Annotated in this window: 24 protein-coding genes; 15 read left to right on the forward strand and 9 right to left on the reverse strand. The window is 46.0% G+C overall.

What is annotated here, in order from left to right; translation table 11 throughout:
• The 7 genes from R3P39_RS00005 to R3P39_RS00035 form a co-directional block, all read right to left on the reverse strand.
• Window positions 1–527 (reverse strand): glycogen/starch/alpha-glucan phosphorylase (locus R3P39_RS00005; RefSeq protein WP_336564957.1); only part of this gene is annotated, 527 nt, incomplete at its 3' end.
• Entirely contained in the window at window positions 520–2,571 is a 2,052-nt protein-coding gene (glgX, locus tag R3P39_RS00010; RefSeq protein ID WP_336564958.1) for a glycogen debranching protein GlgX, read from the reverse strand. The genes glgX and R3P39_RS00005, both read right to left, overlap by 8 nt.
• Window positions 2,565–4,799, reverse strand: coding sequence for a 1,4-alpha-glucan branching protein GlgB (gene glgB / locus R3P39_RS00015; protein WP_336564959.1), 2,235 nt, complete (start codon window positions 4,797–4,799; stop codon window positions 2,565–2,567). Before glgB ends, glgX begins: the two co-directional genes overlap by 7 nt.
• On the reverse strand, window positions 4,800–6,761 hold the full coding sequence (gene malQ / locus R3P39_RS00020) for a 4-alpha-glucanotransferase (RefSeq protein WP_336564961.1): 1,962 nt from the start codon (window positions 6,759–6,761) through the stop codon (window positions 4,800–4,802).
• A gap of 8 nt (window positions 6,762–6,769) precedes the next feature.
• On the reverse strand, window positions 6,770–7,069 hold the full coding sequence (locus R3P39_RS00025) for an isoamylase early set domain-containing protein (RefSeq protein WP_336564963.1): 300 nt from the start codon (window positions 7,067–7,069) through the stop codon (window positions 6,770–6,772).
• A gap of 566 nt (window positions 7,070–7,635) precedes the next feature.
• On the reverse strand, window positions 7,636–8,031 hold the full coding sequence (locus tag R3P39_RS00030; RefSeq protein ID WP_336564965.1) for a DUF4019 domain-containing protein: 396 nt from the start codon (window positions 8,029–8,031) through the stop codon (window positions 7,636–7,638).
• 168 nt (window positions 8,032–8,199) lie between these two features.
• Window positions 8,200–8,628, reverse strand: a complete 429-nt coding sequence (locus tag R3P39_RS00035; RefSeq protein ID WP_336564966.1) for an Lrp/AsnC family transcriptional regulator — start codon at window positions 8,626–8,628, stop codon at window positions 8,200–8,202.
• A gap of 181 nt (window positions 8,629–8,809) precedes the next feature.
• Between R3P39_RS00035 and R3P39_RS00040 the strand changes: the two genes are divergently transcribed.
• The 3 genes from R3P39_RS00040 to R3P39_RS00050 are packed head-to-tail and all read left to right on the forward strand — an operon-like array spanning window position 8,810 to window position 11,934.
• A complete protein-coding gene (locus tag R3P39_RS00040) occupies window positions 8,810–10,015 on the forward strand; it encodes an aspartate aminotransferase family protein (RefSeq protein ID WP_336564967.1) in 1,206 nt (401 codons plus the stop codon).
• A gap of 29 nt (window positions 10,016–10,044) precedes the next feature.
• Window positions 10,045–11,070 carry an arginine N-succinyltransferase gene (astA, locus tag R3P39_RS00045; RefSeq protein WP_336564968.1) on the forward strand — a complete coding sequence of 342 codons (1,026 nt, stop codon included), beginning with the start codon at window positions 10,045–10,047 and terminating at the stop codon, window positions 11,068–11,070.
• A gap of 60 nt (window positions 11,071–11,130) precedes the next feature.
• Complete coding sequence (locus tag R3P39_RS00050) at window positions 11,131–11,934, forward strand: DUF1338 domain-containing protein (RefSeq protein ID WP_336564969.1); 804 nt, start codon at window positions 11,131–11,133, stop codon at window positions 11,932–11,934.
• Window positions 11,935–12,184: 250 nt separating this feature from the next.
• Here R3P39_RS00050 and R3P39_RS00055 read toward each other — a convergent pair whose 3' ends face one another.
• The gene (locus R3P39_RS00055) at window positions 12,185–13,063 is read right to left on the reverse strand and encodes a trypsin-like serine protease (protein ID WP_336564970.1); all 879 of its coding nucleotides are present in this window, start codon (window positions 13,061–13,063) and stop codon (window positions 12,185–12,187) included.
• Window positions 13,064–13,171: 108 nt separating this feature from the next.
• Between R3P39_RS00055 and R3P39_RS00060 the strand changes: the two genes are divergently transcribed.
• From R3P39_RS00060 to R3P39_RS00070, 3 genes are all read left to right on the forward strand, one after another.
• Window positions 13,172–13,510 carry a Fis family transcriptional regulator gene (locus tag R3P39_RS00060; RefSeq protein ID WP_336564971.1) on the forward strand — a complete coding sequence of 113 codons (339 nt, stop codon included), beginning with the start codon at window positions 13,172–13,174 and terminating at the stop codon, window positions 13,508–13,510.
• A 195-nt stretch (window positions 13,511–13,705) separates the two neighbouring features.
• Complete coding sequence (locus tag R3P39_RS00065) at window positions 13,706–14,536, forward strand: polyphosphate kinase 2 family protein (protein WP_336564972.1); 831 nt, start codon at window positions 13,706–13,708, stop codon at window positions 14,534–14,536.
• Window positions 14,537–14,539: 3 nt separating this feature from the next.
• Entirely contained in the window at window positions 14,540–15,862 is a 1,323-nt protein-coding gene (locus tag R3P39_RS00070) for a DUF2252 family protein (RefSeq protein ID WP_336564973.1), read from the forward strand.
• Window positions 15,863–15,880: 18 nt separating this feature from the next.
• Here the strand turns inward: R3P39_RS00070 and R3P39_RS00075 are convergent, their stop codons facing one another.
• A complete protein-coding gene (locus R3P39_RS00075; protein WP_336564974.1) occupies window positions 15,881–16,846 on the reverse strand; it encodes a ribonuclease Z in 966 nt (321 codons plus the stop codon).
• Window positions 16,847–16,957: 111 nt separating this feature from the next.
• On the opposite strand from R3P39_RS00075, the gene R3P39_RS00080 reads away from it, so the two are divergent.
• The 9 genes from R3P39_RS00080 (at window position 16,958) to R3P39_RS00120 (ending at window position 25,762) form a co-directional block, all read left to right on the forward strand.
• Complete coding sequence (locus tag R3P39_RS00080; protein WP_336564975.1) at window positions 16,958–17,497, forward strand: isochorismatase family protein; 540 nt, start codon at window positions 16,958–16,960, stop codon at window positions 17,495–17,497.
• A gap of 43 nt (window positions 17,498–17,540) precedes the next feature.
• Complete coding sequence (locus tag R3P39_RS00085) at window positions 17,541–17,804, forward strand: DUF3081 domain-containing protein (RefSeq protein ID WP_336564976.1); 264 nt, start codon at window positions 17,541–17,543, stop codon at window positions 17,802–17,804.
• The gene (locus tag R3P39_RS00090; protein ID WP_336564977.1) at window positions 17,797–18,126 is read left to right on the forward strand and encodes a hypothetical protein; all 330 of its coding nucleotides are present in this window, start codon (window positions 17,797–17,799) and stop codon (window positions 18,124–18,126) included. Before R3P39_RS00085 ends, R3P39_RS00090 begins: the two co-directional genes overlap by 8 nt.
• Complete coding sequence (locus tag R3P39_RS00095; protein ID WP_336564978.1) at window positions 18,119–19,594, forward strand: FAD-binding domain-containing protein; 1,476 nt, start codon at window positions 18,119–18,121, stop codon at window positions 19,592–19,594. Before R3P39_RS00090 ends, R3P39_RS00095 begins: the two co-directional genes overlap by 8 nt.
• A 117-nt stretch (window positions 19,595–19,711) precedes the next feature.
• Complete coding sequence (locus R3P39_RS00100) at window positions 19,712–21,316, forward strand: AbgT family transporter (protein WP_336564979.1); 1,605 nt, start codon at window positions 19,712–19,714, stop codon at window positions 21,314–21,316.
• 185 nt (window positions 21,317–21,501) lie between these two features.
• Window positions 21,502–22,119 carry a glutathione S-transferase family protein gene (locus tag R3P39_RS00105; protein ID WP_336564980.1) on the forward strand — a complete coding sequence of 206 codons (618 nt, stop codon included), beginning with the start codon at window positions 21,502–21,504 and terminating at the stop codon, window positions 22,117–22,119.
• Window positions 22,120–22,296: 177 nt separating this feature from the next.
• A complete protein-coding gene (gene zapE, locus R3P39_RS00110) occupies window positions 22,297–23,370 on the forward strand; it encodes a cell division protein ZapE (RefSeq protein WP_336564981.1) in 1,074 nt (357 codons plus the stop codon).
• 467 nt (window positions 23,371–23,837) lie between these two features.
• On the forward strand, window positions 23,838–24,434 hold the full coding sequence (locus R3P39_RS00115; RefSeq protein ID WP_336564982.1) for an SLATT domain-containing protein: 597 nt from the start codon (window positions 23,838–23,840) through the stop codon (window positions 24,432–24,434).
• Window positions 24,431–25,762, forward strand: a complete 1,332-nt coding sequence (locus tag R3P39_RS00120) for a reverse transcriptase domain-containing protein (RefSeq protein WP_336564983.1) — start codon at window positions 24,431–24,433, stop codon at window positions 25,760–25,762. Before R3P39_RS00115 ends, R3P39_RS00120 begins: the two co-directional genes overlap by 4 nt.
• Window positions 25,763–25,979 lie beyond the last annotated feature (217 nt).

Consider the following 25,979-nt stretch of genomic DNA (forward strand, 5'->3'; position numbering starts at 1 on the left):
TGCTCTACTTGATGACCTTGCTCACAGCTTTGATTAAACATGCCAAACTCATAACGCAGGCCATAGCCGACAACCGGTAACGCCAATGAAGCACAGCTATCGAGGAAACAAGCTGCTAACCGGCCTAAGCCGCCATTACCTAACCCGGCATCATGTTCAGCCTGCGCCACCGTTTCCAGCTCGGTGCAGTAGTCTTTTAAAGCCGCTTCTACTTGTGGTTCAAGATCAAGGTTAAGTACTGCATTGGACAGTGCCCGGCCCATTAAAAACTCTAAAGACAAGTAAGCCGCCTTGCGCGTTTTGTTTGCTCTCATGTGCTCTTTGGTGGCCCGACAACGGGCAACTAGGCGGTCGCGAATGGTCAATGCCAGGGCATGATAAAGATAGAGTTGTGACTCTCCGACCTTATCTCGGCCTAAGGTGTAATAAAAGTGACGGGTTAAATCATCACTTAATGTACTTTCGTCTATCTTAGGTGCATCTTGCCAATGTTTTGTCACGCAGACTGGCGCACTTTTATTAGCCATGCTTTTCGTCCCCTTTGATTGATGTGTAGACCCAAGCCGTTTTGGCCGGGACCTGAAGCTGTTCACTGTTGTGTTCGCTATTGACTGTGCTGGCGGTCGTTAGCGCCAACTGCCAATGCGAAGAAAAAGCACTACTTGGTAAGGTCATTGCAACAACACTGTCGCTGGCATTAAAAATGATCAGTAAACTTTGCCCAAGTTGTTGATCGGTAATGGAGTAACTGAGCCATTTTCTTTTCGGCTCACGCCACTGCTGTGGTGACAGCGACTCCGCGTGCTCATCAAACCAGCTCACAGCAAAGCGACTATCGCGATCATGGACGTAAAAAGGGTGATTGAACGCCGCAAATTGCTTACGCAGTGACAGTACATCTTGAATAAAGAACGCCAAGGGATGGTGTTGCTGATGATTTTTCCACGCTAACCAGCTGGTGAAGTTGTCTTGGCAATACGCATTATTATTGCCGTTTTGACTGTGGGCCATTTCAGTGCCTGCACAAATCATCGGCACCCCTTTGGACAACAATAAAGTCAGTAACGCGTTTTTTTGCATCTGCAAACGCAATTGCGTTATTTCACTATCGCTTGTAAAACCTTCCACTCCACAATTGAAAGAATAATTTTCACTGTGACCATCGCGATTGCCTTCACCATTGGCGAGGTTGTGTTTATGCTCAAACGCGGTCCAGTCGAATAACGAAAAGCCATCATGACTGGTAATAAAGTTAATGGAGTGCAATGGGCCGCGCTGGTTGTGCTCAAATAAATCACTGGAGCCATGGATCCGCCTTGCCAGCTCGGGTAGCACCCCTAAATCACCGCGCCAAAATCGTCTCACGGTATCGCGATAGCGGTCATTCCATTCCCGCCAAGGCGCAGGAAAACGCCCTAACTGATAGCCTCCGGGGCCTATATCCCAGGGCTCAGCAATGAGTTTTACTTGCTGTAACACTGGGTCTTGGTGCAGCGCTTGCAAAAACGTATGATGAGGCGAAAAGCCCTCAGCTTGGCGAGCTAAGATGGTTGCTAAATCAAATCGAAAGCCATCCACGCCCATGTACTCAACCCAATAACGCAGGCTGTCTAGTACCAACCGTAATGCTATTGGGTTCGAGATATTGAGGGTATTGCCGCAACCAGTATCGTTAATGTAGACACTGGGTTTGTTCGCAGGTGTGCTGTAGTAACTGAGATTATCAAACCCTTTAAAGCTGATACTTGGCCCATCTATTCCCCCTTCTGCGGTATGGTTAAACACCACATCTAAAATCACCTCAATACCAGCATGATGGAAGCGCTCAACCATTTGTTTAAATTCATTGATATCGCCATTTACTAAATAGTCTTTGTGTGGGGTAAAAAAGCTTAGAGTGTTATAGCCCCAGTAATTTTGCAGCCCTTTGGTGGTGAGAAACTGCTCGCTGATAAAGGCATGCACTGGTAATAACTCAATCGCCGTGACCCCTAAGTGCTTTAAATGATCAATGAACACGGTTTCTGCAAGCCCTAAAAAAGTGCCTTTTAATTTATCAGGTATGTCGGGGTGTCTGGCGGTGGCGCCTTTAACATGACATTCATAAATTAAGGTTTTGTGCCACGGTGTATTGGGCTTTTTCCCTTGGTATTTACTAAGCTGAGTAACCTTGCTTTTGGGCATATCACAGGCGTTGTCATTGCTATTGAGAAAGCCCACTGGCATATGACAAAAATGCCGTTCACTCCAGACAAACTCGCCGAAAAAATCTCGGCAATATGGGTCGAGCAACAGTTTATGTGGATTGTAAAGGTGGCCCTTATCCGGGTTATAGGTGCCATCCACTCTAAAGCCATATAAATCATCTTGTTGCGCCCCATCTATAAATAGACTCCAATAGCCGCCTTCGTGCTTAAACATCGCGAGACGCTTGACTTCAGTGTGGCCACTTTTATCAAATAAACACAAATACACCTGCTTCGCCGACCCTGCGAACACCGCAAAGTTAACGCCTTTGTCGGTCACCGTGGAGCCCAAAGAGTGAATAGAGCCGCGGTAGCTAGTTAACATGACACACCAGATATCAATTGCATGTATACCGTACTGAGCGGTGGCACCGTGATTTCAATACTGTTTTCCATGCCATGACTGGGCTCGGTTTTACTTTCAATTAACTGCTGTGGATGGGCCACCACTTGCACTCCACTACCCCAGTAATCATGGTCATCGCTATTGAATATCACCTCGTAGACCCCCTGCTCTGGCACCCCAAGGCGAAATTGATGATGACTCATTGGAGTAAAATTGGCCACCACCAGCAATGGCCGTTTGGCGTCTTTGCCATAGCGTACAAAACTAAAAATACTTTGCTCGGCATTACCGCCATCTATCCAACGAAAACCGGCAGGGGAGTTATCGCATTGGTATAACTGAGGGGTGTTTTGATAAGTATGATTGAGTGCTTTAAGGCATTGAAATACGCCTTGGTGCGCTTCGCTATCGAGTAATTGCCAATTGAGTTGGCCGTTGTGATCCCACTCTTCACGTGGCGCAAGCTCTGCCCCCATAAAGAGGAGCTTTTTGCCAGGGTGAGCATACATAAAGGCGTAATAAGCTCTCAGGTTGGCGAATTGCTGCCAGTCATCACCAGGCATTTTGCTCAGCAGTGAGCCCTTACCGTGCACCACTTCGTCATGACTTAACGGTAAAATGTAATTCTCGGAATAGGCATAAACCATAGAAAAGGTCATGTCATGATGATGGTGACGGCGGTGAATGGGGTCTTTAGTCATATAGTTAAGGGTGTCGTTCATCCAGCCCATATTCCACTTATAGCCAAAGCCAAGGCCGTCGTGTTCAACGCTGCGCGTGACCCCAGGCCAAGCGGTTGACTCCTCAGCCACCATCATGATGCTGTCATCACTGCCATAACAGCGCGTGTTGACACTTTTTAAACAGTCAATTGCCCCGAGATTTTCACGGCCACCATATTGATTGGCCACCCACTCACCTTGTTTTCTGCTGTAGTCCAAATACAGCATCGATGCCACAGCATCCACTCTAAGGCCGTCAATGGCAAACTCCTTGATCCAATACATGGCATTAGAAAGCAAAAAGCTTTTTACTTCGGCGCGGTCGTAATTGTAAATATAGGTATTCCAGTCGGGATGAAAACCCTGACGACGGTCAGCATGTTCGAACAAGTGCGTGCCATCGAACTTATGTAGGCCATGGGGATCCGAGGGGAAATGCCCTGGTACCCAGTCAATCAGCAAGCCTATATCATGCTGCTGGCATTTGGCTACGAAATAGGCGAAGTCTTCAACACCACCAAAACGACTGGTTGGCGCAAATAAGCCCACCGGTTGATAACCCCATGAGCCATCAAATGGGTACTCGCTGATGGGCATCAGTTGTATGTGGGTGAAGCCCAGCGCTTTGACATAAGGGATAAGGTCATCCGCCAACTCACGATAGGTTAAATAGCGGTTGTCTTCTTGCTCACGGCGCTTCCACGAGCCTAAATGCACTTCGTATATGCTGATAGGGGCATCAATGCGGTTGCGCTTTTGCTTATGAGTATGCGCCTGTTGTGTCAGCGCTAATCCTGGCGGTTTTGCCTGAGTAATGCTGGCAGTGCCCGGCGCTTGTTCCATTTTAAAAGCAAATGGGTCGGCTTTTTCGATGCGCTCACAGTCAAATGTGGTGATGGCAAACTTATAGCAAGTATCCACTTCCACCGCGGGAATAAAAATCTCCCAAACCCCACTGCCTGGGTGTAATCGCATGGGGTGTTGCTGAGCCTGCCAACAATTGAACGGCGCAATCACCGACACCGCCAAGGCATTGGGCGCCCATACCGCAAAGCGAAAGCCTGCAACGCCATCTAATGCCATTTGATGAGCCCCCAAATGCAAATACGCTTGCGCTTGTGTGCCTTCATTAAAGAGATATAACGCCTCATCCGCTAGGCTACTATTGAAAGAATAAATATCGCGCTGTGTAACTGTGGTGTCTAGGTAGGTCACGGCAACTAAGTAATCTGCAGGGCTGATGAGTTTATTCAACCAACACTGAAATAAGTCCGATTGTTGATAGCGCGTCATCGCCAATACCTCATCGCCAATAATGACATTGGCGGCGGTGGCTCCGGGTAAAAAGCAGCGCACCACCTGAGAGTGGCCATCCACGGAGTGCAGCCCTAAAAAGGCAAAAGGGTCACGACATTGCCCTGCGGCCAACGCGGATACCTGTTGTTGTAATTGTTGTTGGTTATTTACTGTCGTTTCTGAATTCATTTAGACTTTCCTGCTAGTCGCTGCAGCATCAAGAATAGCCGCTGAGCGCGCGATAATTTCTGTGCATGAGGCACTGAGCTTACGACGCCAATTAGGGTATTCGGTGTCGGTGCCGGGGATATTCACCGGTAAGTGCTGGCAATCTAAATCGTCCAGCTGCAGCGTGAATAGTTTTGCTTTAGAGCCAGCTAATGCCGTCACTAATGCTGTGTAGACATCCTCTGTTGGACTGTCCATGGTGACAGTTTGCTGGCTATGCCACTGTAACCACTGACACAACTTCTCACGCTCTTCGCGCCGCGCTTGCTGTTGTTGCTGATACTGTTGTGGCGGCAATAACTGTAATCGCTGTTTCAACTCCAAATCGCCGTGTTGCCACCAACCATAAAATGGCGGTACGTCATGATTGGCTATCATTAACAGCGCTTGCTGGCGATAATGCTCAGGTGCTAAAAACTGCCCTTGATGATCTTTTTCGAAGTAAAACAAAATATTACTGTAGATGTGCGATTCAGCCATGGCGGTCTTGACCTCAACAGGCACCACTCCTAAGTCTTCACCAATGACCATGACTTGGTTGAGTACCGACTCAATTTTTAAAATAGCTAACAGATACTCAAACGGATAATAGACATAACAGCCACGCTGTTGCTGTTCGACCATAAAGCACCACCATAAGCGCCTTAGCCCCATAACGTGGTCGATACGAAGACCACCTACGCCACTAAAATTGGCCTGAATGAGCTGCTTAAAAAACGCAAAATTTTGCGCCTTTAGTTTCACCGGATCCAGCGCCGGTAAGCCCCAGTTTTGCCCAGTTTCCGCCCATGGGTCGGGTGGCGCGCCGACCTTGGCGGTTTGGCTATAAAGTGCTTTGTTACTGAGGTATTCGTTGGAGTCTTCGGCGCAGCCAACCGCTAAATCATTCACCAGTCCCACAGACATTCCTGCAGCTTTAGCACTGTGCTGACACTGCGCCAATTGTGCAAACGCTTGCCACTGCATAAAGCACTGAAATGGGTCGTCTTGCAGTGTTTTTAGCTGTTGTTGTTTCTCTAGACAAAAGCGCTGATAGTCACTTTGCCACAGCTCAGACTTTTGCTGCAGTTGCTGCCAAACCTCACGTAAGCGCAATAGTTTCTGCTCTATCGCCGCGGTCATATCAAGGTAATCACCGTCTTGTTTTGGCTCTTCAGCAAAATCATACTCAAGGTCGTAACGCTCACAAATAAGTTCCACCGAAACGTACAAAGGATGGAGTAAACGTCTGTCGTTGGGGCTGTAGGGGCTGGCTCTTTCGGGCTGTGATAAAAACAACAAATGCAGTGGGTTTAATAAGATGTAATCCACTTGCCGAGTTGCTGCGGCTTCAATGAGTTGCCGCAACTCGTAAAAATCGGCACAGGCTTTATTGCCACTGGGTTGTAAGGTGTAGAGTTGCACTGACAACCCCAGCAACCGAGTGCTTGGCTCGAGTGGATCAAAACACTGCTCGGGCGTCACCCACAACTCGGTACTATGGCTTTCACCTGCCGCGATAACCTCTGCTTGATGATAGCCGATGGGCAAATCCGCAATCGGAACCTCTAATTGCAGGTAGTCGCATCCCTCATAGTGGTAGTGACCAGTGATAGCGGCATCCTTGATTAGCCCTTGGCAGTGGTACTGTAATGCCGCAACCTGCAACTCAATGTGTTGCAATCTTGAGTCAGAAGGTAAGCGAATGGTCAGGCAAGGCGAAGCTTGAGACACTATGGTTACGCTTTCAACAAGCTGCTGCCATTTGGCAATATCCAGTTGATAATTAAGCTCGGTTAAGACGTTTTCATCTTGCCAGTTAATCCCGCATTCGCTCAGCACCTGTTGGCGAGTTTGCTGCTCAAAGGTATGGTGGTGGCCATTGTAATCCTGAAACTCATAGCCCACTCCATATAGGTATAGCAATTGCGCCAGTTTATCCATTGTGTCAGTTACCCTCGCATGGTTGAAACAACACTGTTGTCTTCACCAAAGCCATTAGGTACGTAATCATCCGCTTGATGGTCATTATCCCAAATTTGACCATCTATTAAATAACGAAAGTGAAATTGTTTGTCTGTCTCGAGGCGGTGTTTCAGTTTAAACACACTGTCTTTTTTTACAAACTTCATGCTTTGTGGCTGCCAATCAGTAAAGTCGCCAACCAGCTCTACTTTCTTCGCCTTGGGATGAGAAAATGAAAAGGTTACTTCCGCTTCGTTTTTGGTTTTAAAAAATCGTTTGGTGAGCATAATAACTCCCGTCTACCCTATGTGAATCCAAGTTTCACAGTGCCATCCGCTAAACTGCAAACGAGGGCTACCTGTGCACGATTTTCGGTAACTGTTACTCTCGTCACAGACATTGCGTTTTGAGCGTTTTAGTCTGCGCTGAAAAAGTGAACACTACCTAGTACAACAAACAATTATTGAAATTGTATTACAGTGCTACTTTGGTGCATTGCCGCACTGCTTTGGCGCAAGAGAAATAGGAAAATCAGCCGTTTCAGCTTGCTATGTATTCCTTGCAATCACTGAGCCAATCAAACCAAAGAAGATAGGAAAAAAATTAGTTGAGAAGTGTTCTCATGTAAAGTGAATTTAACTAAAGATTGATCTAGTGCAGATTTTGGCTAACGGAGCCTAGAAATAGCCCAAATTTGATTGTTGCTAAGCACGCTGGCAATCCTTGGAACCGAGCATTAACAGTTTAAGTGTGTTGGGTAATAGGCGACTGTCAGATTCGATAACGACTAAAGATCAAACCTGACAGGTTAAGTGAAAGCCTAGTAGCATTTAAGTATTAACACCAAGCGACTTTACTTAATAAAATAACCCACAGGGTGCCAGCCATCGGGCTGTTTGGCCAACGTTAGCATTTCGGTGGCATCTTGTTTATTTTTAAACTCAGTTTGATATTGAATGATAAGGTAATCGCCATCTGGCACACCGGGCAATTGAGAGTGCTTTTCAACACTGGTTTGCTGGCGTTTGATGGCTTCGCCTAAAGGCATACGCACACTGTTTAATGCTTGCTGCCATTGCGATTTACTCACTTGGGATTGAAACAAGGTGCCGCTTTGTTGCCAACTTTGGCCGTAATGACCCGCATCCACGACGCTTAACCATTGCTCAGCCACTTGCTCACCAGAGTTATTCGCCGCGCTTACCGTCAGGGCAACACAACATAATAAAGAGGCTAATAACTTTTTCATTTTATCTCCTTGAATATAGGTTGGCGCACAACATAATCACCAAGTTAACAGACAGACTTACTGTATTGCTTAACGCGCAAGTTAACAACAATGAAGCAGCGCTTTTTCGTCTGTTTTACCACCATTAACTCAATAATCATCCTGACGATGACATTTTGCCATGACCTGTTAACGCGTAAACTTGGTTTCCAAAATCACCGATGACTTAGTCCGCTCAATCCCCTCTAGATTACCAATTTCATCCAGCAGATGACTCAGCTGTTCGAGGTTTTGTGCTTCCACAATGGCAATGAGGTCATACTCGCCGCTAATGGCGTACAGCGCCGAAACATTGGGCAACTGTTGCAAGGCAATGTTGGCTTTGGCAGTGAGCTTTTGCTTCACCTTTATCGACACATGCGCAGAGACCAAGTTGTCCATATATTGCTCGGCGAACTCAACACGATAGCCTTTTATAATGCCGTTTTGTTCCAGTTTGGTGATGCGGTTTTGTACCGTGGTTCGCGAAACATTGAGCTTTCTGGCCAGCTCAGAAATGCTCTCACGGGCGTTATTACGTAGCAGCGCTATCAACTTTTCATCTTGTGAACTTAACACTTTGCACTTTTATTTAGTTAATTTGACATAAATACTAGCAAATATGTGAAATATTGCACTGCAAATTTACTTAAAACCACGCAATAATGGCTACATAACAAGTTGATTAAAGCGCGTAGGAGCAAGTCTTACTGTTTTGGTAAGGGCAATTGCGAGCTGAAAAAGAATTAGGAGATGCGTCATGCAAGTCAATCGCGAACTATTTAATGAAGTCATGGTTCCCAACTATAATCCATCTGCAGTGATCCCAGTGAAGGGTCAAGGCTCTCGAGTTTGGGATCAAAATGGTAAAGAGTTTATCGATTTTGCCGGTGGTATTGCCGTGAACTGTTTGGGTCATTGCCACCCTGCACTCGTTGGCGCATTAAAAGAACAAGGTGAAAAGCTGTGGCACCTGTCGAACGTGATGACCAATGAGCCAGCATTGCGTTTAGCAAAAAAATTAACTGACGCCACCTTTGCAGAGAAAGTCTATTTTGCTAACTCTGGTGCCGAAGCCAACGAAGCGGCGCTAAAGCTGGCTCGTCGCTGGGCACTGGATAAATTCGGTGCAGAAAAAACTGAAATCATTGCGTTTAACAAAGGCTTCCATGGTCGTACTTTCTTCACTGTAACCGTCGGCGGTCAAGCAGCATACTCTGATGGTTTTGGTCCAAAACCTGCGGATGTTACTCACCTTGATTACAATGACTTAGCCGCTTTTGAAAAGGCTATTTCAGATAAAACCTGTGCCGTAATGATGGAACCACTGCAAGGTGAAGGCGGTATTATTTCACCACAAGGTGAGTTTGTTCAGGCCGTGCGCGAGCTGTGTGACAAACACAATGCCCTGTTGATTTTTGATGAAGTACAAACCGGTGTTGGCCGTACAGGCGAGCTTTATGCTTATCAAGGTCTAGGTGTTACACCTGATATCATGACCAGTGCCAAAGCCCTGGGTGGCGGCTTCCCTATCGGCGCCATGCTTACCACTACGGAAATTGCACAACACCTAAAAGTGGGTACCCATGGTTCAACTTACGGTGGTAACCCACTGGCGTGTGCGGTAGCCGAAGCGGCTTTCGATACTGTTAATACTGAGTCAGTTTTAGAGGGTGTAAAAGCCAAAGAGCAGTTATTCCGCGACGGCTTAAACGCCATCAACGACAAATACCAAGTCTTTGCAGAAGTGCGTGGTAAAGGTCTATTGCTAGGCGCAGTACTCAACGAAAAATTTGCCGGTCGTGCACGCGACTTCTTGGTAGCCAGCACCGAGCACGGCTTAATGTCGTTGGTAGCAGGTGCCGATGTAGTGCGCTTTACTCCGTCTTTGGTGATCACCGATGAAGAGATCCAAGAAGGCCTAGCACGCTTTGAAAAAGCAGTGGCTGCGGTAGTCAACGGTTAAGGAGTGAGGAGCTTGCTCCTCTCAAGCACATGCTAGTATTAAGACCAATTCAAGAAACTGATTTTGCAGAGCTCAAAGCCATCGCCATTGAGTCAGGCCACGGCTTCACCTCATTGCCGGTTGACGATGAACTGTTGTCCAATAAAATCAGCCGCTCAGTAAACAGCTTTAATAAAGCGGTAAAGCAACCTTTTGACGAAGGCTATTTGTTTGTCCTAGAGGACACCACTAGCGGAGAAATCGTTGGCACTACCGGCATTGAAGCGGCCGTTGGTATGTCGGTGCCACTGTACCACTACCATATGGGTAAAACAGTGCACCACTCAAGTACGCTTGGGGTATACAACACGGTCGATATTCTATCGATGTGTAATGATTACACCGGTTGCTCTGAAATCTGCACCTTGTTTTTACGTGAAGGACACCGCCAAGGCTTCGCTGGCCGCTTTTTATCACGCAGTCGTTTTTTATTTATGGCTGAGCATGCTGAACGCTTTAGCGAAACCGTGATTGCTGAAATGCGTGGCGTCAGTGACGAACAAGGTCACTCGCCATTTTGGCAATGGTTGCAAGAGCACTTTTTCAGTATTGAGTTTCCGCAAGCAGATCACTTAGTTGGCCTCGGGGACAAAGTATTTATTTGTGAACTTATGCCCAAGTATCCCATCTATGCAAACTTACTAAGTCCTGAAGCACAAGCCGTAATTGGCCATGTGCACGAAAAAACTAAGCCTGCTTTGCGTTTATTGCAAAAAGAAGGGTTTGAACACCGCGGCTATGTCGATTTGTTCGATGCCGGCCCCACGGTGGAAGCCAGACTCGACAACATTCGCACCGTCCGAGAATCGTTTAAAGGCGAGGTGGAAATTGTCGACAGCGTACCTGAAGGCTTGCCAAGCCTAGCCATTTCCAATGGTCGGTTACAAGCGTTTCGAGCAACCTTTACCTCTCAGGCCTACCTCTGTGAGGCGGAAGAGAAAATTCAATTAACCACTGAGACCGCAGCCGCAACAGAAGTGGCTGCAGGCGATCTTATCAGTGCGTTTAAACTTTAAATTCAATGTCGTGCTAACATTTAACAAACTGTCGCCAAGACAACTAATTAGGAAACCATTATGCACAACAACGTAGACACACTATTTCAACACCTTTGGGACAACTATCTAGAGGTAACGCCGTCGGCGGTGAAAGTTCATGAGCTGTTAGGCTCAACGCAAAAAGACGATATCATTAACGACCATATCGCATTGCGTACTTTCAATATCGAAAAAGTGGGATTAGAGAAACTGGCTGCGCACTTTAAAGCCGTTGGCTATAAAGAGTGTGGAGAGTATCACTTTGAAGCCAAAAAACTCTACGCTAAGCACTTTGAGCACCAAGATCCGACCAAACCTAAAGTGTTTATCTCTGAACTATTGGTTGACCAATTCTCAGATGAGCTACAAGCCATCGTCAAAGACATGGTGGATCAAATCGACGAGTCAGCCATCACTGCCGAAAACTTCTTGTATTCAGGGACTCACTGGCAAGTGTCTCATGAGACCTATAAAAAACTGCTTGCTGAAAGTGAGTATGCAGCTTGGATGTCGGCGTGGGGTTACCGTGCTAACCACTTCACAGTGAGCATCAATTACCTGAAAAAGTTCGAGACCATCGAAGCCGTTAACCAAGCATTAAAAGACAATGGCTTTGAACTAAATAGCTCTGGTGGCGAAATCAAAGGCTCTCCAGAAGTGCTATTAGAGCAGTCTTCGACTCTTGCTGATCACCAAAAAGTGAACTTCACTGACGGTGAGTTTAGCATTCCAAGCTGTTTCTATGAGTTTGCATTACGCTATAACAAATCTGACGGTGAAGTATACACCGGCTTTGTTGCAGCTTCTGCCGACAAGATTTTTGAAAGTACCAATGCCAGATAATGTATTGGCATTCCCCTTGTGCTTTATCTAATACCAATTCGCTTAATTAAGTGGTCTATTTGAGGCGAGAAAGTTCTGTCGATAACAAGGCAAAAATTTTGCTATTTAGTTGTTCTAAATAAGAAATTTTTAACGCAGTTAGCGTCGAATTTGCTCCCTCAAATTGAGTAAGTATTAATGCGGATTGGTATCAGCACTCTGCCCAAATTGTAAAGCAGCCTTAGGCTGCTTTTTTTATTCCGCCAAATTGCTATTGCAGCCGGATCTGCTGACAAATTTCCGGCAATGTCTCGGCATTCAAACCAGGCATATAATGTTTTAGCTTAGCTAGGCTATGCGCTCTTGTTGTAGATTCCGCAGGGCTCATCACCTTATTAACCCAGGGCACAAAATAAGACACACGAGAATACACTTCACGACTTTGATACTTTTCCGATGGCCCACCGCCATAGCGTGAGCTTACACCTAACAGCCAAAACTCATCATCGCGGGTAATAAACGCAGGGCCACCACTGTCACCGCCTCCGGAGATCCCCTCCAGTTCTAGCGCTTGATCGCCGCTATCAAAGCGAAACCACAACAACGGGCCATCAGCTCGCTCAACTTGGTTTTGCGCCTTTCTAAGCACCCCTTTATTGGCATAGTTATCGGTGGTAATGCCGGTTTTACCATTGCCCGTGCCACCTCTTCCGATAAGCGTGGCAATTAAGCCAGTTTCACTTTTTTCCTGGTAGAGCTTAGCGGGTTTTATATCAGTGATCGGGGATTGTAATTCAACTAAAGCGATATCGTGGCTGACACCCGGCGTATGGCCTGGGTGAATATAAAGCTGCTTCACCGCCACTTGCTGCTCTCCCACAGCAATCTCAATACCAGGCTCTAAACAAAAGGTGGTGTGCGCTGCTGTTAACAACCACCGTGGCGAAATTAACACGCCGTGAGCGCCATCCACATAAAACGTCGCTAGCGCAGGAAATTCATCAATGCTAGCAAGGTAACTTTCAGGTGTCACATCGTGGCGGATTATAATGCCATGACTGCTATGACTGGCTCCAAGTAATAGCACGGCAAAAAGTGGCTTCAGTTGCATGGTTTTGCATAGCTTTATCAAGGCTTGAATGACTGACATAAAGTGTTTATTCCTTTGAATTTATATCCTAGCTTATGAAGGAGCATTGAGGCGCTCCTCAGTAAATTGATATGATAGGTTTTTATCCTAAGATGGCAAACATTGATAATGCGCAAAACTGACAAAAAAACCGATAAACAACTGCGCCAAGCCCTGACTCAAGTGTGTGACATGGCACTTGAGCATGTGCCTGGTTTTCAATGGTTAACCCATCAAGTGACCTACCCGCGGGTCGACGACACCTTAACAGTAACCTGTGTGTTTGACACCAACGAGCAGTTGCAAACCTACCTTAACTCAGAGCAAGCGAGTTTTCTGGCTAATGCAATACAGTTTGAGCTGAGCAGCATTGGCGTGAAGATAAAGGCCAAGCACGGCATCCATTACGACAGCGAAGAAGAGTGCAACAAACACCACAATGGCAATTGGGCAAAACGCCTAAGCTAATTACGCCATCATTGCTTTGGTCGCAGACAAGGGTAATTTGCTGTGCTAGGTTAAAACAAATAAATAAAACTGACATATGGATGTCAAGGTTTAGCCCTAGAGTGTAGTTTGGGCTCACTCAAAAGCATTCAGCGTCTATGATTTGCTACCGCGTTTAGTTTAGGCAAGCGCTCTAACGCCAGTAAAGGAGTTATCATGACTGCTCACGTTTCACCTATTGCGCCACTACAACGGCAGTTAAGTGTTAAGCCACCCATGCAACACCCAGCCATGGACTCAAAAAAGCACTACAAGCAAGAACTAAAATATTGGCAAACTCAGCTTTTGCACACTCAGCAAGCCTACTACCATCAAGGCCGCAGAGCCATCATCGTATTTGAAGGCTGGGATGCCAGTGGTAAAGGCGGTGCCATTCGCCGCATGACGGAAAAACTCGACCCTCGAGGTTTTACCGTTTACCCCATTGCCGCCCCCGACCCAGTCGAGCAAGGGCGCCACTACCTTTACCGCTTTCAAACCAAGCTACCTGCACCTGGCACCATGACCATTTTCGACCGCTCATACTATGGCCGCGTCTTAGTTGAGCGTGTCGAAGGCTTTGCCAGCGAGAGCCAATGGCAACGAGCCTATCAAGAAATCAATGAGTTTGAACGTTTACTGGTGGATGACGATGTGAAAATCATCAAGCTGTTTATGCACATTTCCGACCAAGAGCAGCTGAAACGCTTTTCTGAACGATTAAATAACCCCTATAAGCGCTGGAAGCTCACCGAAGAAGATATACGTAACCGTGGCAAGCGAGAACAGTATGAGCAAGCCATTGATGATATGTTTGCTAAAACCGACACCCAGCTTGCCCCATGGCACTTAGTGCTCGCTGAGCATAAATGGTATGCCCGGGTGGAGGTTTTGAAAACCGTGGTAAACGCGCTCAGCGAAGGAGTCAATACGGCCCCGCCGGCAATTGACCAAGATTTAGTGACACTTGCCAAGTCGCAACTTGGTATCGTTCATAAGGAGGACTAAGCAATGACCCGACAACAGCAGCTCGAGAACTATTTTAATGAACGCGAAGGCTTGGCTGCAGCAAGCCAAAGTACCAAGTTTGATAAGATGCGCCTAAGCCCTTTTCGGTTTTTCCGCGGCAGCGCCGCACTCATGTACCAAGACTTAGCTGATAACACCCTAGTGTTGCCTGAGCCACTTACGGAACTGCCGCTCACCTACATTATGGGCGATTGTCACACGGGTAATTTTGGCTTTCATAGCGAAGAAGGAAGCCATGGCGACAGCCTCATTTTTGAACCCAATGATTTTGATGATGCTTGTGTCGGTCACGCCGTGTGGGATTTATTTCGCTACTTGGTGAGCCTCCCTCTCACGCAACTTGAAGGGGCCAGATTGCAAGAGTCCGCCACCGACATAAAAGACAAAAGCAAGCCTTTGGTGAGCAAAGAGCAAGTGTTGCAAGCGCAGTTTGATTTTGTCAATCACTACCTCAGAGCTTGCCAACAATCGCTAGACTACCAAGTCGACAGCAACACTGGATTATTAAGCTTTGATGATAACCATATTCTCCATAAACGTTGGCAAAAAGGCTTGCAACGCATGGCTGGCGGCGCAGCTTTTACCATTAAAAGCACCTTGGCGAAAGAAATTGATTTAAGCCAAAAACCACTGCGCTTTCGTGAAGACAAATTAAAATTTAAGCGCCTTGACCCCGATGTGGAAGAAAACTTAATCCATCATTTTGCACCCTATGTTGATGATGCCATTTTAGACTGTGTCGAGCGTGTGGATCAGGGCACCGGGTCGCTGCACCTGAATCGCTACTATCTGTTAGTTGGGCCTGCGCAGCAAAAACCCACCAAGGATATTTTACCGCTGTGTCATATTGTTGAGATCAAGCAACAACAGTTGGCTTCGCCGCTGGCGTTTTTTTCTGATCTTAGCCCCATTAATCGCCTCGACCCGGCTCACTTAACGGTAAACAGCCAACGCAAAATGCAGCGTCGTCCCGATCTGATCCTCGACAACGCGCTGTGGCAAGGTGCACATTGGTTGGTGCGTTCCCGTCATCATGCTCGCGTGGGCATAGACCCTGAGGACATTACCACTGGTAAACGAGCAGCGAAAAAATCTGGCTTTAGTCAATACGCGCAAGCTTGCGGTGAAGCCCTAGCGCTGTCACACATGCGCGCAGACAGACGCTCACTGCATTTTCAAGCGTGCTGTGTTGAAACCCTGCCAAATTTAACTGATGAGTTGGTTAAGCTTGCTCAGAGTTACAGTGACCAAGTGATTGCCGATTGGCAGTGGTTTTGTCAGCAACAACCTGAGCAGCCAGCCTAGATGATGAACTGAGCAGGATTATATTAATGATCGCTGCTCATCTTCCTCGCTTTGTTTCACTTTAGCAATGTCAAATATTGCGCCGTCTTCGGCAATAATCAATTCACCGCTGTAGTGGCTGTTTGCCTCCGTGATTAAGGGCTGTAAACCACCTGGGCCATGATAGCGAACACTGAAATGGGTTAACGCCAATCGCGGGATACATGTGTGCTCGGCAAATTGCGCCACTCTTTTGGCATCACTGTGGCCGGTGTGAAAGCCCACCTGATGCAAGTCGGCGGTTGTGAAGGTGGCTTCATGAACCAGCAAGTCGATATCATCGACGTGGTTGCCAAGCAGCGCAGGCTTTTCGTTGTCGCCACAAATAATCACCACTCGAGGGCGCCAGCTATAAAAAGTGTATTGCTGTGCATACAGCCGTTGACCTTGATACTCAACGTCATGGCCTTTTTGCAACGCATTAAAGTGACTGCCAGTGGCTATGCCTTGTTGTTTGAGCCTTGCAAGACGCAGTTTTCTGGGAATATTACGCTCGGTAAACTTAAAACCAACACTGGCTACGCGGTGTTTCAGGGCAATCACTTCTACTTTAGCAACGCTTAACTCAATGTCATCAGAGAGGTGTTCAAGGGCCTCTGTGATTAAATCAAAACCCAGTTTCACTTGCGTTAAACTAAAACAGTGCATTACAAAGGCAATCACCGGGTGTGGCGCAATTAACCTAAGGGGCTGGGTTCTACCGTTCATCGCCATCGACGACAGCAGCCCAGGTAGGCCATAGCAATGATCGCCATGTAAATGAGTAATACAAATGGCTTCTAAATGGTGTAGTGATAATTCACTGTGCAGCAGAGCGTGCTGCGTCGCTTCGGCACAGTCAATCAACACCCAGGCTTTACTGGTTTCAAAGCTTACCGCGGTGGCTGACATGTTTCTTTGTTTGGACGGACTACCAGAAGAAGTGCCTAAGAAATGTACTTTCACTGCAAAACCATTTACATTGATATTATCTCACTGAATTGTAGCGAATAACGCCAATGGATGTGAACTACTCACTGCGCTATCGAGCAAATAGCATAACCATCAAAGGAGCCGATGATGAACATTAAACAATCCGAAAGCCAAGTATTAGTTGTCGATATTCAAGAAAAATTCCGACCCCATATCACAGCGTTTCACGATGTTGAGGAGCGCGTTAAGATCCTACTTCAGGCAGCCAGCACCCTTGCTATCCCTGGCGTGATATTCGAACAGTATCCACAAGGCTTAGGCCACACTGCCCCCAGTCTGTTGTCTTTTGACTTTCCCGTGGTTGAAAAAACCGTATTTAGTGCCTATGACAGTAGTGAGTGCCGCGAAGCAGTGCAACGCTCAGAACGAGATACTGTGATAGTGGTAGGACTAGAAAGCCACATTTGTGTGCAGCAAACCGTGAATGATTTATTGGCGGATAATTTTAATGTGATACTGGTAGCAGATGGCATTTGTGCTCGAAATGCAAAACACAGTGACTGGGCACTGTCGCAAATGCAAGCCGATGGCGCACGGGTGCTTAGTGTCGAGTCCATTTTATTTCAGTGGCTAAAATCCGCTAAGCATGAAGACTTTAAGGCGATTTCCGCATTGATTAAGTGATCCTGTGTTACTTGATGGGCGTAAAGCAATAACGAGGTGAACAATGAAAAACGAATTAGACAGCAAGTTTCTATTGGCCGTATTCGAGCATATTCAAAATAACGGTGAAGTGACCGAAGAAGGCAAGATGTACGAAGGTATAACGGCGTATGCCGACCCCGACGGTTACACAATTTACCTGCAAGGCAGCGGCGTGTTGCTGCGCTCGGGATTTCATAATACTTATCACTTAGATTATGAACACGACAACTTGAAAGACAGCTTTATTAAAAAGCTTGAGTTTATTTACAAAGAGGCGAATGAGTAGTTTATATCCTAGAACCTCCGTTGGTCGTCGTCCGCGGCGACCTCGAGCTGAATCAAAACAAACACGCCATTACATTGACCGCGTCATCACAGAGCTACTTCAGCAGCCGCAAAAGCTCTCTATCATCAAAGCCAACTGCGAATATTATCGCCAGCAAAGCTACTTAAAACGTGGCTTTTTGTTGGCCATAGAGCGCTTTGATTGGGTTTTTGCGGTAGACGATAACGTTGAGCGGATCTGCCAGCAAATTTTAGCCGATGATTACATTGGCAAGCGCTTGCGCCGCTACCCACTGCTGTTCAAAGGGGTGTTAGATGATTAACTTGGTCTGGCTTAAGCGAGACCTTAGAGTGCACGACCATCGTCCACTTTATGAAGCCAGCCAAAATGGTCTACCCACCCTAGTTTTATATGTTGTTGAACCGCCCTATTGGCAACTAGCCGACAGCAGTGCACGACAATTTCAATTTATTGCCAGCTCCTTGCTGTGTCTAGCCAAGCAATTACAGTCATTAGGAGGCACCCTTACGGTTCGCCAAGGCGATGTTATTGAGGTGTTTAATAAAATTCACCAGCACATTGCTGTGGCACATGTTTTTTGCCACCAAGAAACCGGCAATACTTGGACCTATGAGCGCGATAAAAAAGTGCTTAAGTGGTGTCGTGAGCACAATGTGGCTTATCATGAATACCGCCAGCAAGCGGTGTTTCGCGGCTCGGTTGACCGCGACCAATGGCAGCAACTCGCCGATAAATGGCTGTTTGCCGAGCCTTACGCTTGCCCACGGATCACACCATTACTGTCGCAGCACAGTGGTTTAGAATTACTAGAGCGCTATCCAGGCAACGATGATTGCTGGGCCAACAACCCGCAGCGCGGCGGCCTGGATGCTGCCGAGCATACCCTTAACAGCTTTTTTGAGCAACGTATTAACCAATATTTGTTTGGTATTTCCAGTCCGGTGAAATCGCCCACCGCAAGTTCACGATTAAGTCCGTATTTGGCTTACGGGATACTGAGTTTACGCCAAGTGATACAACAAGCGGCGGCAATTGAGTGTGACAACAAACGCAACAAGAGCGGGTTTTTATCGCGGCTTTTTTGGCATAGTCATTTTGTGCAAAAACTTGAAACGGAACCGGCGTATTGCGAACACGCGGTGCACACCTCACTGTTACAAATGCGCGCCGCAGAGTTTGATGAAGACAAATTCGAGCGCTGGAGTACAGGCACCACTGGCGTGCCCTTTGTCGATGCCTGTATTCGCATGCTGATTAACAGCGGCTGGATAAACTTTCGTATGCGTGCCATGTTAATGGCCTACGCCAGCTATCATCTGTGGTTAGATTGGCCAAAGCCCGCCGCGCGCTTAGCGGCATTGTTTGTTGATTATGAACCTGGGATCCACTACCCCCAAGTGCAAATGCAATCGGGCACCACGGGAATAAACCCATTTCGTATTTATAATCCAGTAAGCCAAGGTGAAAAATACGACCCCGATGGCCGCTTTATTCGTCGCTATGTGCCCGAGCTAGATCATGTGCCCGATCATTACATCCATACCCCTTGGTTATACCCAGGCCTCAAAGAAGATCGCTACTACCTGCTACCCACACCACCGGAAGATGCCGCACGGGAAGCAAAAAAGCGTATTGGCGATTTTTACAAACAGCATGTTGACCAGTCTGAAACTAAACGGGTGGTGAAAGTGCATGCTTCTCGTAAACGTCGCGCCAGTAAAAAGAAAACCTCTAACAAGCGCGATAACAAACAACTGAATCTGTTTTAACCTCCCCCTTTGGGTTTGGTTACTTACCCTAAAAACAGGACAAATAGCCGCTTTCACATGATCTCGTAAGCAAAAAGTGGTAAGGTTTCGGCATTTTTTGGAACTGAGAAAAAAGCTATGTCAAATGCTGTAGAGACGCAAGCTGATAATCAGGAGCCGCAGGAGCCAAAAGGCGGGTTATTTAATCGCTTTTTAGCTACTGTTGAGTTTCTTGGGAACATGCTTCCCCACCCTATTACCTTATTTGCAATGTTTTGTATTGCCATTGTGGTATTCAGTGGCATTGCCGACTGGATGGGCTTGTCGGCCATCGACCCTCGCCCTGAAGGAGCCGCTGGCCGCGATCCCGATGGTGTTATTGAAGTCGTAAGCCTGTTAAGTGCAGAAGGCCTACAACGCATTGTAACCGGTTTGGTTACTAACTTTACTGGCTTTGCGCCGCTTGGCACCGTATTGGTTGCCTTGTTGGGGGTGAGCGTTGCCGAACATTCTGGCTTACTTTCTGCGGCCATGCGTGGCATGGTGATGGGCGCTTCTAAGCGCTTGGTTACCTTTATGGTGGTGTTTGCCGCTATTTTATCTAATACCGCTTCAGAGTTAGGTTACGTGGTGCTGATCCCGCTTGCGGCGATGATTTTTCATAGCCTAGGAAGACACCCATTGGCTGGTCTTGCCGCCGCGTTTGCCGGTGTTTCTGGTGGTTACAGTGCCAACTTACTGTTAGGCACCATTGACCCGCTATTAGCCGGTATCACCACACCTGCAGCGCAAATGATTGACCCCACTTATCAGGTAGGCCCAGAAGCAAACTGGTACTTCATGATGATCTCGGTGTTTTTAATTGCCACGGTAGGTACCCTGGTTACTGAGAAAATTGTTGAGCCACGCCTTGGTAAATACAACCCAGATGAAGCCAGCATTGATCTTAACGACAACAACATTGAAAAGCTCACCGCCACAGAAAAGTCTGGTCTAAAATGGGCTGGTGTGGCGTTGTTGGTTATGTGTGCCATCTTAGCCTACACCATAGTGCCAGAAGACGGTATTCTGCGTCATCCAGAAACCGGTGAAGTAGCCGGCTCGCCGTTCCTTAAAGGCATTGTGGTATTTATTTTTGTCACCTTTGCCATTCCAGGCTTTGTTTATGGCCGCGTTGTTGGCACCATGAAAAACGACCGCGATGTCATTGATGCCATGAGTAAAAGCATGGGCTCGATGGGCATGTACATTGTGCTGGTCTTCTTTGCGGCGCAGTTTGTGGCCTTCTTTAAGTGGACCAACCTAGGTACTATTTTGGCCATCAATGGCGCGGCCTTACTGCAAGCGCTTAACCTCACTGGCCCTGAAGTGTTTGTATTGTTTATTTTAATGTGTGCCATGGTTAACTTAAGCTTAGGTTCTTCATCAGCGCAGTGGGCGGTGACCGCTCCTATTTTTGTGCCTATGCTAATGTTGATTGGCTACGCTCCTGAAACCATTCAAGCGGCGTATAGAATTGGCGACTCAGTCACCAACCTTATTACCCCCATGATGAGTTACTTTGGCTTGATACTGGCGGTGGCCACTAAGTACAAAAAAGACATGGGCATAGGCACGCTCGTTGCCACTATGCTGCCGTATAGCATGTTCTTCTTTATTGGCTGGGTATTGCTGTTTTATGTTTGGGTGTTTGGTTTAGGCTTACCTGTAGGACCTAACTCGCCAATTTATTACAACCCATAGCCTGACTATGAAATTATCTAAATGCCAGCTTTTGCTGGCATTTTTTATTTGAGAAATCCGCCACTGTCACCTAAGGTTGAATAGGACACAGCAAAGAAGGAGCCTACTTTCAGCCATTTCACACTACCGCCGCTCTTTTTTAACTCTTTTCCTTGTGGTAGTTGTGACCTAACATTAGGTGAACTATGTATACACTCTTTTATTATCCCGACAGCGCAAGCCTAGCCCCGCACATACTCCTTGAAATGATTGGAGCGCCTTATCAACTAGAACTGGTGGATATCGCCAAAAACGTTCATCGCAGCAGTCAATATTTACAACTCAGCCCGGCTGGACAGGTCCCTGCCCTAGTGGATAATGACTTTACCCTCTTTGACAGTGCCGCCATTTCACAATACCTGTGTGAAAAGCACCCAGATAAACAACTGCTTCCCGCTGATAAGCAGCAGCGAGCCCAGAGCATTCAGTGGCTTCATTTTATGAATGCCACAATTCAAAGTGACTTGTTGATGTACATGTATCCCGAGCGCCACACCCAAAGTGCCCTAATGTACGATGACCTGATCCGTTCACAACAAACTCGCTTAGAAGAAGCCTTTTTGGTCATTAATAAGCACCTTGGTGACAACCACTACTTCTTTGCCGAGCAATTTACCCTCTGCGACAGCTACTTATATATGCTGATCACACGCGCCAAAACATTAATTGATAAAACCCCATCATTAAAAAACTTAAAACGCTATTCACGGCAGTTATCGGCCATGCCAGCCATTGGCAAGGTGTTAGACATGGCTGAAGCCTAGCGATTTCAAGCTGAGAAATAGGTGTAAATGAAGTAACTGCTCTGCGTAATCTAACCTATCCCTTTTACTGATGTGTGTTTGCTCCAGCTGCAAGCACACCGAACTGTTCTGCTGGCGCCTCCCTTTACACTAGCTTTATGATAGTATTGACGTTTGTACCAGCAGCCAAACCAAGTTATGTCCATTCTAAGTCGTTACCAAGATGAGCTTGCCAATAAAAATTTAACCCCAGATCCTGCTCAACGTGAGGCCATCGTGGCCTTAGATGCGCTGTCTCTTGCTTTGGCTAAAGGCCAACACAGTAAAGGCATTTACTTTTATGGTCCCGTTGGCCGGGGTAAAACCATGCTAATGGACTGGTTTTACCAATCTACGCCAGTGACGACCAAAAAACGGCTGCACTTTCATCACTTTATGCAGCAGGTGCACAAGGAATTAAATCAAATTCAAGGAGTGAGAGATCCGCTAACTCTGGTTGCCAAAAACTGGGCAGAAACCACCTCATTGTTGTGCTTTGACGAGTTTTTTGTCACCGATATTGGTGACGCCATTATCATGGCACGTTTATTCGACGCGTTGTTTGACCAAGGCGTAACCTTGGTTGCCACCTCAAATTGTCATCCAACCGAGTTATACAAAGACGGCCTACATCGAGACCGCTTTGAGCCCACCATCGAGCTATTAATGCAGTATTGCCAAATAATAAGCGTAAGTGGTGAGACCGACCATAGGTTGCATAAATCCACTGGCGCTAAGCATTACTACATCAACCAGCAACAGGCCTTTTGGGATGCTTTTGCTCAGGCAGGTGGCCAGATAAAAACCACCACCCTGAGCATTAATAACCGCGCCATTACCGCCCTGGGTGGCAACGACAATATTATTTGTTTTGACTTTATGACGCTGTGCTCAAGCCCACGAGCAACCGCAGACTACATTGAACTGGCACAGCATTACCAGGCAATATTTCTCGCCAATGTGCCCACCCTAGGCGTGCTTGACGATAATAAATCCCTGGCCCAGGGCACAGAAGAAGGCTATATCCGCCCAGACGACCCCAGTGCAAACAAAATAGGCGATGACGAAGCAAGACGCCTAATCGCTCTCATCGATGAATGTTATGAAGCTAAAGTATTGGTGGTGTTCCTTGCAGAAGCCGCAATCACAGACATTTACCAAGGCGAGCAATTAGAGTTTGCTTTTGCTCGCTGTATTAGCCGCGTGACTGAAATGCAAAGCTGGGCTCTATGAGTATAGCGATCTTAATGCTAGCCTATTCCATTGAGTTCTTGTCAGAAGCGGTAGTTGATAAAAGTTGAATCAGCATGCAAAATACAAGAATTCGGGTCGATTGGTTTTTAAAATTAGCTTTCCCAAATATAGAAGTGCAAAACGGACTCTGCAGAAGATACGAAACTCGAGAGCTGCTCATTAAGCACGAAAAGCATATTAGAAAAATTAAATCTAGAGAAAAATAGCCTGATGCAAGATTTGCTAACAGGGAAAGTATAAGAGTAACTAGTTTTGTTCTAGGGTGTGTTGGCCTTGATTGCTCCGGCTTGACTAGGCTAGCCACTCACTTGTGAGTGCAACTAATAATGAAGAGCCTGTCTCTTAGTTGTGGCTTCTTCGGAAGTTTACAGCTTGCCCCTCCAGGGGTGTTAATCCTATGTAACTTACTGACACCCTAGAACACCTAAATAAAAGGAAGTAGTAAAATGGCATTCTCCGACAATGTATGGTGGACAAGAAAAGCAAGAATACAAGCCGAAAAGCGTTTGTTGTCTAACGCATTTCAATCACAGTTGCTATTGCTGTGGTATTCATTTTTTGGCGTTGCTGTTTCAATCTATTACTTAGAATTTACTCCGTCAGCAGGTCAAGAAGATTTAGCTGGTATTAGCTGGATAGTGTATTCAGTTTTGGTATTAAGTATGTCTGGGTTTATTGCAGGGTTGTCTTTCAAAGAGCGGGCAAGCCTTATAAAAGAAAGTTATGAAACTCTCAAGACTTTCTACCACAAAGCTAAAGAAGAGAATGCAGATATAGGAAAAATATCAGCAGAATATGAGCAAATCATGGGGCTTTGCGAAAACCATACAGATTATGATTACTACCTAGCTTTATGCCTTGAGCACGTTACCAGTAATAAAAGTGTCGATACCAATACAGGGTGTAAAACAGGCTTAGATCGTTGTCCTACATGGTATCACTGGTTCAGCATTACGTGGTGGTTAGTCAAGCGTTATGTATTACTGACGTGTTTATATATCTTGCCAGTTATTCTTTTGGTTGCTATTGAGAAGTTAGCATGACAATTCAGCAGAAATTTAATAATCATTTTTCAGAAGAAAACTTAAAGCGAATTTTTGTTGAGCATGTGGTTTATTCAGGTGCGACAGGTATTGATAATTTGGATCAATACGCCTTCCGTGCTCAACTTGATGAGCAAATAGCTATTTTGTCTCGAAAAATGTTGGAAGGCACCTATAAATTCACTAAGTACAAGCTGAAACTGGTGAGTAAAGGTAAGGGTAAGGCCCCTAGAGAGATTTCAATCCCAACGGTTAGAGACCGCATTGCAATGCGTGCTATGTGTGACTTTTTAACCGAAATTTATGACGATGACGTTGAATTTAATTTACCGCAAAAGGTGATTAAACGGGTTAAGGCCGATGTTGGTTCAGGCAGTTTTACAGGCGTTATTAAGCTTGATGTCAGCAATTTTTACCCTTCGATAAAGCATAAAGAATTAAGAAGTCGGTTAGGTAAGAAGATACGTTCAGAGGATATTAAAAATGTACTATTTTCTGCAATTACGTCACCAACAGTGGCAGTTTCGAAAACAACAGATAAGCTTTCGACGAGAGGCGTGCCCCAAGGTTTAGCGATATCCAATATTCTTGCTGCAATATACCTGTTAAACATTGATAGTTACTATAACTCGTTACCAAATATTAAGTACTACCGATATGTAGATGATATCATGGTATTTTGCGATTTTAACGAGGCGCAAAACATAGCAACCGATATAAGAAAACGCTTTGGTCGTATCGGGTTAAAAATGTATGACCCTATCAAGCGCCCTGATAAGTCGACTATTGAGCAACTGGGACACTCTTTCGATTATTTAGGATATAACTTCTACGACTCAACTATTAGCGTTCGGTTTGGCTCTGTAGAAAAGTTGAAGCATTCGCTTGTATCTATTTTCACCAGCTACAAACACTCAAAACAAAAAAGTGAAGCTTTTTTACTTTGGCGACTTAACCTTCGTATCACGGGTTGTGTTTTCGACAATAAAGCCAAAGGTTGGCTTTTTTTCTTCTCGGAGATTAATGATGAACAGCTATTGCACAAGCTCGATCATTACGTATGCAAGCTTATTAAGCGCTTTAACGTAACTATTCAGCCAAAAAAGTTCGTCAGAGCATTCAAAGAGCTGAACCACAGGAAATATGAAACAAGCTATATTCCAAACTTTGATGAATATACTTTAGAACAAAAAAAAGAAGCACTGACGAATTATTTTAAAGTCAACGTCAGCAAGCTAAAAAAAATCGAAGTTGAGTTTGAATTTAATAAAAAAATAAATAAACAAGTTAGAGACTTACTTGTTGATGTGCAAAGTTTTGCATACTAGTAGAGTAAAAAGATTATAGTGTTAACCGTTATAATCGTTTAAGGCAAACACAGATTGTGAGCCTCTTAGTACGATCTGATCGCTGCCTCAACCAGCAGATACAACTTATCGTTTGGGCCCACTAACGTTAACCTGTTAACCCTAACCTAGCACTAATCAAGGGAGTGGCTCTTTCATTCAGTTAGTTAAAGGATCAATGTAATACTCAAACTTTATG

The organism is Pseudoalteromonas sp. UG3-2, from assembly GCF_037120705.1.
Taxonomy (GTDB): Bacteria; Pseudomonadota; Gammaproteobacteria; order Enterobacterales; family Alteromonadaceae; genus Pseudoalteromonas.